At 62.1% G+C, this 9224-nt stretch carries 4 protein-coding genes and 1 tRNA gene; 4 read left to right on the forward strand and 1 reads right to left on the reverse strand.

The features are described 5' to 3' along the window. Positions 1 to 68: 68 nt before the first annotated feature. The 4 genes from dnaG (at position 69) to IAE39_RS11530 (ending at position 8056) form a co-directional block, all read left to right on the forward strand. On the forward strand, positions 69 to 2051 hold the full coding sequence (dnaG, locus tag IAE39_RS11515) for a DNA primase (protein WP_201202356.1): 1983 nt from the start codon (positions 69 to 71) through the stop codon (positions 2049 to 2051). A gap of 67 nt (positions 2052 to 2118) precedes the next feature. Next, positions 2119 to 3969 carry an RNA polymerase sigma factor RpoD gene (rpoD, locus tag IAE39_RS11520; RefSeq protein ID WP_201202358.1) on the forward strand — a complete coding sequence of 617 codons (1851 nt, stop codon included), beginning with the start codon at positions 2119 to 2121 and terminating at the stop codon, positions 3967 to 3969. Positions 3970 to 4219: 250 nt separating this feature from the next. Next, positions 4220 to 7963, forward strand: coding sequence for a bifunctional diguanylate cyclase/phosphodiesterase (locus tag IAE39_RS11525; protein WP_201202360.1), 3744 nt, complete (start codon positions 4220 to 4222; stop codon positions 7961 to 7963). Between the two features lie 16 nt (positions 7964 to 7979). Then, a tRNA-Ile gene (locus IAE39_RS11530) sits at positions 7980 to 8056 on the forward strand. A gap of 505 nt (positions 8057 to 8561) precedes the next feature. Here IAE39_RS11530 and IAE39_RS11535 read toward each other — a convergent pair. Continuing rightward, entirely contained in the window at positions 8562 to 9116 is a 555-nt protein-coding gene (locus IAE39_RS11535; protein WP_201202362.1) for a serine acetyltransferase, read from the reverse strand. Positions 9117 to 9224 lie beyond the last annotated feature (108 nt).

Raw genomic sequence — 9224 nt, forward strand, 5'->3', positions numbered from 1 at the left:
CAAGCGGCACCCGCCCCATTCGGCGCGCGAGCGATTAGACTTGCCAGTTGCCAGATGACGAGACCGCCATGGCCGGGCTGATTCCCCAGAGCTTCATTGACGACCTGATCAACCGCCTCGACATCGTCGACGTGGTGAGTTCGCGCGTCCAGCTGAAAAAGACCGGCAAGAACTACTCCGCCTGCTGCCCGTTCCACAAGGAAAAGACCCCTTCCTTCACGGTCAGCCCCGACAAGCAGTTCTACTACTGCTTCGGCTGCGGCGCCGGTGGCAACGCCCTGGGCTTTGTCATGGACCACGACAACCTGGACTTCCCCCAGGCTGTCGAGGAACTGGCCCGCGCCGCTGGCATGGAAGTGCCCCGCGAACAAGGCCGCCGCGACAACAAGCCGCGCCAGCCTACCGACTCGCCGCTGTACCCGCTGCTGGATGCCGCCTCGGAGTTCTACCGCCAGGCCCTGCGCAGCCACCCGACCCGCAAGGCGGCGGTGGACTACCTCAAGGGCCGCGGCCTGTCCGGGGAAATCGCCCGTGACTTCGGCCTGGGCTTCGCTCCGCCTGGCTGGGACAACCTGCTCAAGCACCTGGGTGCCGATACCCTGCAGCAGAAAGTGATGATCGATGCCGGCCTGCTGATCGAGAACGCCGAAAGCGGCAAGCGCTACGACCGCTTCCGCGACCGGGTGATGTTCCCGATCCGCGACAGCCGCGGGCGCATCATCGCCTTCGGTGGCCGGGTGCTCGGCGACGACAAGCCCAAGTACCTGAACTCCCCGGAAACCCCGGTGTTCCACAAAGGCCAGGAGCTGTACGGGCTGTACGAGGCGCGCAAGCACAACCGCAACCTCGACGAAATCATCGTGGTCGAGGGCTACATGGACGTCATCGCCCTGGCCCAGCAAGGCCTGCGCAATGCCGTGGCCACCCTTGGCACCGCCACCAGCGAAGAGCACCTGAAGCGCCTGTTCCGCGTGGTGCCCAGCGTGCTGTTCTGCTTCGACGGCGACCAGGCCGGGCGCAAGGCGGCCTGGCGCGCACTGGAATCGACCCTGTCGAACCTGCAGGACGGCCGCCGCGCCCGCTTCCTGTTCCTGCCCGAAGGCGAAGACCCGGACAGCCTGGTGCGCGCCGAAGGCACCGATGCTTTCATGGCCCGCATCAACCAGCACGCCCAACCGCTGGCCGACTACTTCTTCGAGCAACTGGGCGTCGAAGCCGACCCGCGCTCGCTGGAAGGCAAGGCGCACATGGCAACCCTGGCTGCACCGTTGATCGAAAAGATCCCCGGCGCCAACCTGCGCCAGTTGATGCGCAACCGCCTGAAGGAAATCACCGGCCTCGACCCACAGCAGGTCGAACAACTGGCGCAGCAGGCGCCAGCGGCCAGCAGCGTGCCGGATTACGACCCGGGCTACGACTACGACGCCATGGCCAGCTACACCCCCGACTACGGCGACATGCCGCAGCACGACTTTGCGCCGGTGCAGCAGGAGCAGGCGTGGAAGCCGAACAAGGGCGGCGGCAAAAAGCCGTGGAGCGACAAGCCGTGGGACAAGAACCGCAAGGGCGGCAAACCCTGGCAGCAACGTGACGAAGCGCCGCCGCGCGTGCCGGCACCGGTCGAACCGCCTACCCTGGCGGCCCTGCGAACCCTGCTGCACCACCCGCTGCTGGCCGGCAAGGTGGAAGACGCCAGCCACTTCGCCGACGAAGAACACCTGTACAGCCAGCTGTTGGTGGCATTGATCGAAGCCGCACAGAAAAATCCTGGGCTAAGCTCAATGCAGTTGATCGCACGTTGGCATGGTACCGAACAGGGCCGCCTGCTACGGGCCCTGGCAGAAAAGGAATGGCTGATCGTGGCCGACAACCTTGAACAACAGTTTTTCGACACTATAACTAGCTTGTCCGCCCGCCAACGCGAGCGCAGCCTGGAACAACTGCTCAGGAAATCACGTCAAAGCGAATTGACCAGCGAGGAAAAAACCCAGCTCCTCGCCCTGCTGAGCCGGAATGTTCCCGCACAAACGCCGACCTCATCTGGCGCGTGAGGCCCATGCTCGGGTATAATCCTCGGCTTGTTTTTTGCCCGCCAAGACCTTCAGTGGATAGGGTGTTATGTCCGGAAAAGCGCAACAGCAGTCTCGTATCAAAGAGTTGATCACCCGCGGTCGTGAGCAGGGCTACCTGACTTACGCGGAGGTCAACGACCACCTGCCTGAGGATATTTCAGATCCGGAACAGGTGGAAGACATCATCCGCATGATCAACGACATGGGGATCAACGTATTCGAGAGTGCTCCGGATGCGGATGCCCTTCTGTTGGCGGAAGCCGACACCGACGAAGCCGCGGCCGAAGAAGCCGCTGCTGCGTTGGCGGCAGTTGAAACCGATATCGGCCGCACGACCGACCCGGTGCGCATGTACATGCGCGAAATGGGTACTGTCGAGCTGCTGACCCGCGAAGGCGAGATCGAAATCGCCAAGCGTATCGAGGAAGGCATCCGTGAAGTGATGGGCGCTATCGCCCACTTCCCGGGTACTGTCGACTACATTCTCGGCGAATATGACCGCGTCACCGCCGAAGGTGGCCGTCTGTCCGATGTTCTCAGCGGTTACATCGACCCTGATGACAACATCGCCGCACCGACCGAAGAAGTACCGGTCCCTGGTGCCAAGGCCCCTGCGGCCAAGGAAGAGTCGGACGACGAAGACGAAGAAAGTGAAGGCAGTGACGACGAGGAAGAGGCCGAAAGCGGTCCCGACCCTGTGGTTGCAGCCCAGCGTTTCGGTGCGGTCAACGATCAGCTTCAGGCCACCAACAAGGTTCTGAAGAAAAACGGTCGCGCCCATAAGGAAAGCATCGAGGCCCTGCAGGCCCTGGCTGACCTGTTCATGCCGATCAAACTGGTACCGAAGCAATTCGAAGTACTGGTCGAGCGTGTACGTGACGCTCTGAGCCGTCTGCGCCAGCAAGAACGCGCCATCATGCAACTGTGCGTCCGTGACGCCCGCATGCCACGCGCCGACTTCCTGCGCATGTTCCCGAGCAACGAAACCGACCAGACCTGGAGCGGTGACCTGGCCAAGCGCAACACCAAATGGGCGGCTGCCCTGGGTGAAAAGGACGCTGCCATTGTCGCTTGCCAACAGAAGCTGATCGACCTTGAGACCGAAACCGGCCTGACCGTTGCCGAGATCAAGGAAATCAACCGTCGCATGTCGATCGGTGAAGCCAAGGCCCGCCGCGCCAAGAAAGAAATGGTCGAGGCGAACCTGCGTCTGGTGATCTCCATCGCCAAGAAGTACACCAACCGTGGCCTGCAGTTCCTCGATCTGATCCAGGAAGGCAACATCGGCTTGATGAAAGCGGTGGACAAGTTCGAATACCGTCGCGGTTACAAGTTCTCGACCTATGCCACCTGGTGGATCCGTCAGGCAATCACCCGTTCGATCGCCGACCAGGCACGCACCATCCGTATTCCGGTGCACATGATCGAAACGATCAACAAGCTCAACCGTATTTCCCGGCAGATGCTGCAGGAAATGGGTCGTGAACCGACCCCGGAAGAGCTGGGCGAGCGCATGGAAATGCCTGAGGACAAGATCCGCAAGGTACTGAAGATCGCCAAAGAGCCGATCTCCATGGAAACCCCGATCGGTGACGACGAAGATTCGCACCTGGGCGACTTCATTGAGGACTCGACCATGCAGTCCCCGATTGACGTGGCCACGGTCGAAAGCCTGAAAGAAGCCACCCGCGACGTGCTCTCGGGCCTTACCGCACGCGAAGCCAAAGTGCTGCGCATGCGTTTCGGTATCGACATGAACACCGACCACACCCTCGAAGAGGTGGGCAAGCAGTTTGACGTAACGCGTGAGCGGATCCGTCAGATCGAAGCGAAGGCGTTGCGCAAACTGCGCCACCCAACGCGCAGCGAGCACTTGCGCAGCTTCCTCGACGAGTGATGACAAAACCCCGGCCCAGGCCGGGGTTTTTCTTTTCTGCCTTCTGAGCCACACATATCTGGAGGCAGGCGCAATCCCATGTAGGAGCGGCTTCAGCCGCGAACACCGGCAAAGCCGGTGCCCTCCACCACGCCGCCCCGGAATTTGCGCAAGGCCCTGTTGTATCTGACAAAAGACCCCACCTTCCACAGCACACCTGCAGCAATGCCAGTCTACACTCGACTTCAGACCCCCTGAAAGCGAGGCCGCCATGTCCTTGAAGCCGGCCATCCTGTTGCTGCTCCTGATTTTGTGGAACACAACGGCCGGCGCCCTGACCCTGACAGACGAGGAGAACGCCTGGCTGGCTGCCCACCCGCAGCTAAAGCTGGGCGTGGACGCCTCTTGGCCACCGTTCGAGTTTCGCGACCAGGAGGGCCGCTACCAGGGATTGGCCGCCGATTACATTGCCGCGATCCAGCAACGCTTGGGCGTAACGCTGAAACCGGTCGAGCCCAGCAGCTGGACCGAGGTACTGGCGCAGGTGCGGGAAAACCGTATCGACCTGCTGCCCGGCATCATGTCCACCCCCGAACGCCAGGCCTACCTGGCGTTCACCCGCCCATACCTCGACTTCCCCATCGTTATCCTCGCCCATAAAGGCGGCGCACAGCCGCGCAACCTGGATGACCTGTACGGCCTGAAAATCGCGGTGGTAGAAAACTACGCCCCACACGAGTTGCTGCGCACCCACCATCCCGACCTCAACCTGGTGGCTCTGCCCAATGTCAGCTCAACGCTGCAGGCCCTGGCTACCGACCAGGTGGACGCCGTAGTCGGTGACCTGGCCTCCAGCATCTGGAGCCTGCGCCAGCTCAAGCTCGACGGCCTCTACGTCAGCGGCGAAACACCCTACCGCTACCAGCTGGCCATGGCCGTTCCGCGCAACAACCAGGTACTGGTCGGCATTCTCGACAAAGTGATGGCCGACATGAGCAGCAGCGAGGTCAGCCAGATCCAGCAGCGCTGGGTGGGCAATGTGGTCGACCAGCGGCTGTTCTGGTCCGACCTGCTGGTGTATGGCCTGCCAGCGGTGCTGGTGCTGATGGCCGTGCTGGCCGTGGTCATTCGCATCAACCGCCGGCTTAGTTCGGAAATTTCCCGGCGCATCGCCCTGGAGCAGGAGCTGCGCAGCAGCGAATACCATTACCGTGGCCTGGTCGAGAGCCTGTCAGCCATCGCCTGGGAGGCCGACGCCAACGACTACACCTACAGCTACGTGTCACCGCATGCCGAAGACCTGCTTGGCTACCCATTGACCGACTGGCTAAGGCCCGGTTTCTGGCGCAGCATCCTGCACCCGGAAGACGCACTCTGGGCCCAGGCCTACTGTGACAGCGAAGCCGCCGCCGGGCGCGACCACAGCCTGGATTACCGGGTAATCCGCGCCGACGGCCAGTCACTCTGGGTGCGCAACATCGTCAGCATGATCGAACACGGGCACCAGCCGGTAATGCGCGGGCTGATGATCGACATCAGCGAAACCAAGCGCACCGAAGACGCCCTGCGCCTGTCCGAGCAGAAGTTCGCCTCGGTGTTCCAGCAGTGCCCGGATATCCTGCTGATCGCCCGCCACAGCGATGGCTGCCTGCTGGAGGTGAACGAAGCCTTCGAAGAGCAGATCGGCCTGACCCCGGAGCAGGTCATTGGCCGCACCGCCACCGAGCTCAACCTGTGGGGCGTCGAAGGCAGCGGCCCGCGGGTACTCGAGCGTTTGCACCAGGGCGGCATCCGCAACCTGGAGATGAGCTTCCGCCGCAGCAACGGGCAATTGTTCACTGGCCTGACCTCGGCTGAAACCTTCGAGCTCGACGGCATCCCCGCGCTGGTGGTGGCGGTACGCGACATCAACCAGCTCAAGGAAACCCAACAGCAACTGCAAACCTCGGAAGAGAAATTCGCCAAAGCCTTTCATGCCTCGCCCGACGGCCTGCTGCTTTCGCGCCAGAGCGACGGCTTGCTGCTGGAAGTGAACGAAGGCTTCTGCCGCCTCACCGGCTACGACCTCAACCCGACCATCGACCAGACCTCGCTGGACCTGGGCATCTGGGTCGACCTCAACGAGCGCAAGCGCCTGGTCGACCAGCTCAACCGCGACGGCTTTGTTCGCGACTTCACTTGCCATATCCGCCGCAGCGACGGGCAAATCCGCCTGTGCGAGCTGTCCGCCCGCCCCCTGCCGATTACCGGCGTCGACTGTATGCTGACCATCGCCCGCGACATCACCGAGCGGCACCTGATGCAGGAAAAACTGCAGCTGGCCGCCACCGTATTCGAGAACACCGCCGAAGGCGTGCTGATTACCGACATCGACCAGCGCATCAGTGCCGTCAACCGCGCCTTCAGCGAAATCACCGGCTACAGCGAAATCGAAGCCCTTGGCCAAACCCCGCGCCTGCTCGCCTCTGGCCAGCACGACAGCGCCTTCTACGCCGCCATGTGGCACCAACTGACCGATGAAGGCCACTGGCAAGGCGAGATCTACAACAAGCGCAAGAACGGCGAGCTGTACCCCGGCTGGCTGACCATCAGCGCGGTGCGCAACAGCGAGCGCGAAATCACCCACTTTGTCGCCGTATTCGCCGACATCTCCAGCCTCAAGCACGCCCAGGCCAAACTTGACTACCAGGCCCACCACGACCCGCTGACTGGCCTGCCCAACCGCGCCCTGTTCGAAAGCCGCCTGCAGGCCGTGCTTACCTGCGCACAGGTATCCAACCGCCAGGGCGCGGTGCTGTTCCTCGACCTTGACCGCTTCAAGCACATCAACGACAGCCTCGGCCACCCGGTCGGCGACCTGCTGCTCAAGGGCATTGCCCAGCGCCTGAAGGAGCAGGTACGCGACGTCGACACCGTGGCACGCCTTGGCGGCGACGAATTCATCATCCTGCTGCCCGGCTTGCACAAACCCAGCGACGCCAGCACCATCGCCAACAAGCTGCTGGCCTGTTTCAACGCACCGTTCCAGGCCGGTGAGCACGAGTTCTTCACCAGCGCCAGCATTGGCATCAGCCTTTATCCACAGGACGGCACCGACGTTGCCACACTGATCCGCAACGCCGACGCCGCCATGTACCGTTCCAAGGCCAAAGGCCGCAACCGTGTCGAAGCCTACACCCGCGACCTCACCGCCCAGGCCAGCGAACGCATCGCCCTGGAACATGAACTGCGCCGCGCCGTGGAGCGCAATGAAATGAGCCTGTGCTTCCAGCCCAAGCTCAGCCTCAAGACCCATAGCCTGGTTGGCGCCGAAGCGCTGATCCGCTGGAGCCACCCGACCTTTGGCGAGGTACCGCCAGAGCACTTCATCCACCTGGCCGAAGAGAACGGCACCATCCTCCAGCTCGGCGACTGGGTGCTGGAAGAGGCCTGCCGGCAGATGCATCGCTGGAAACGGGACTACGAAGCGTTCGGCCCGCTTTCGATCAACCTTGCCGGCGCCCAGTTGCGCCACCACGGCCTGGCCAAGCGCATAGAACAACTGCTCAAGACCTACGGCCTGAAGGCTGGGGACCTGCAGCTGGAAATTACTGAAAACTTCATCATGAGCCAGGCAGAAGAAGCCTTGGCTGTGCTGCATCAACTGAAAAAACTGGGCGTGCAACTGGCCATCGACGACTTCGGCACCGGCTATTCCTCGCTCAGCTACCTCAAACGCCTGCCGCTGGACATCCTCAAGATCGACAAGTCGTTCATCCGCGGCTTGCCCGACGACCCCCACGACGCCGCCATCGCCCGCGCGATCATTGCGCTGGGCCGCAGCATGCAATTGACGATCATTGCCGAGGGTGTGGAAAACCAGGCCCAGCAGCGTTTCCTGGCGGCCGAAGGCTGCGAGCAGATCCAAGGCTACATCGTCAGCCTGCCGCTGCCGCCAGAGGAATTCGCCGCTACGTTTCTTCGCATAGCACTATCGGATCTTTCAGATGGCACAGGTGCGAAACCCTCGTTATAATCCGGCCACTTACTGAGGGCCTATAGCTCAGTTGGTTAGAGCAGAGGACTCATAATCCTTTGGTCCACGGTTCGAGTCCGTGTGGGCCCACCAGATACGACAAAGCCGCGCGAATGCGCGGCTTTTTCATGCCTGTCGATCAGGTGGTCAGTCTTGCTTCTTCGCCGAACGCAACGATGCTTGCCCGCCAGGTAAGCACATTGGGCCGCGTTGCGCCCCTTCGCGGGCACGCCCGCTCCCACAGGTACGGCGCATGGTTTGAGCTCAGTGCGATCGATGGGAGCTGGCTTGCCGGCGATGGGCTGCGCAGTAGTCCTAGGCAGTCGTGACTAACTGGCATCAGGCTCCAAGCCTGGCTTTTGTCACCACACTCCAGAAGCGAAAAAACCGGCTTACGCCGGCTTTTCCCCCCTCCAACCAGATGGTCATGCCACGCCGGTCGTGAGGGTTAGTTGTTGCCGCTTAGTGTTGCGCAACGAGGATTCTGATGCAAGGTAGGGCAGCAAGCTCATCCGCCAAGCCGAAATCATCAGTAGGGCTTCTGGCCTCGCCTAGCGCTATCAAGTTGGCGATAAAGCCATAGCCCCATGAGCAATCACTACCCCACTCTCGCCCGCATCTCGACCTGCCGCGGGTTGTAGAAGGTCATCCCAGCCGGAATATCCCGCGTAACCAGCGACATCGCGCCAATCACTACGTCATCACCAATCTCTATATGGTCGGCGACGATGCAGCTGTTGGCACCGATGCTCACGTTGTCGCCGATGCGCAGGGCGTAGTCTTCCAGCCCGAGGGTCTTGATGCCGATCGAGCAGTTCTGCCGAATGAAGAAATTACGCCCGATGCTCACATGCCGGGTAATCACCACCCCCGGCAGATGGGCGATGCGCAGGCCGGGGGCGATCTGGGCGCCGATGTCGATGTCTACGGCGTACTTGAGGTTGAGGCGCTGCTGCATGCGCCGGGCATGGCGCCGGGCTAGGCCGCCGCGGGCGTCGAGATACTGGGCCAGGCGGTAGGTGAAGAGGAAGCGTAGTTTGTTGTCCTTGCGTGCGCGGCGCAGCACGTTGAACAGCAGGCTGATGCGGCGTCCGGGCCTTTTCTTGTTGGAGACTTCCAGTCGCCAGCATTCGAGCAGGTGGTCGAGGTTCACGCTGAGGTACTCGTTGGACTAGCGGTTCATCATGCCGAACGCAAAGCCATCGGGCCAGCGCGGTCGTTGTAGGAGCGGCCTTGTGTCGCGAAAGGGCCGCAAAGCGGC

It is taken from the genome of Pseudomonas sp. S37, assembly GCF_016658545.1.
Lineage (GTDB): Bacteria > Pseudomonadota > Gammaproteobacteria > Pseudomonadales > Pseudomonadaceae > Aquipseudomonas.

Excerpts from the sequence above, each read along its gene's own strand:
- dnaG (WP_201202356.1), top strand. The coding sequence starts at position 69 with ATGGCCGGGCTGATTCCCCAGAGCTTCATTGACGACCTGATCAACCGC.
- rpoD (WP_201202358.1), top strand. The coding sequence starts at position 2,119 with ATGTCCGGAAAAGCGCAACAGCAGTCTCGTATCAAAGAGTTGATCACC.
- IAE39_RS11525 (WP_201202360.1), top strand. The coding sequence starts at position 4,220 with ATGTCCTTGAAGCCGGCCATCCTGTTGCTGCTCCTGATTTTGTGGAAC.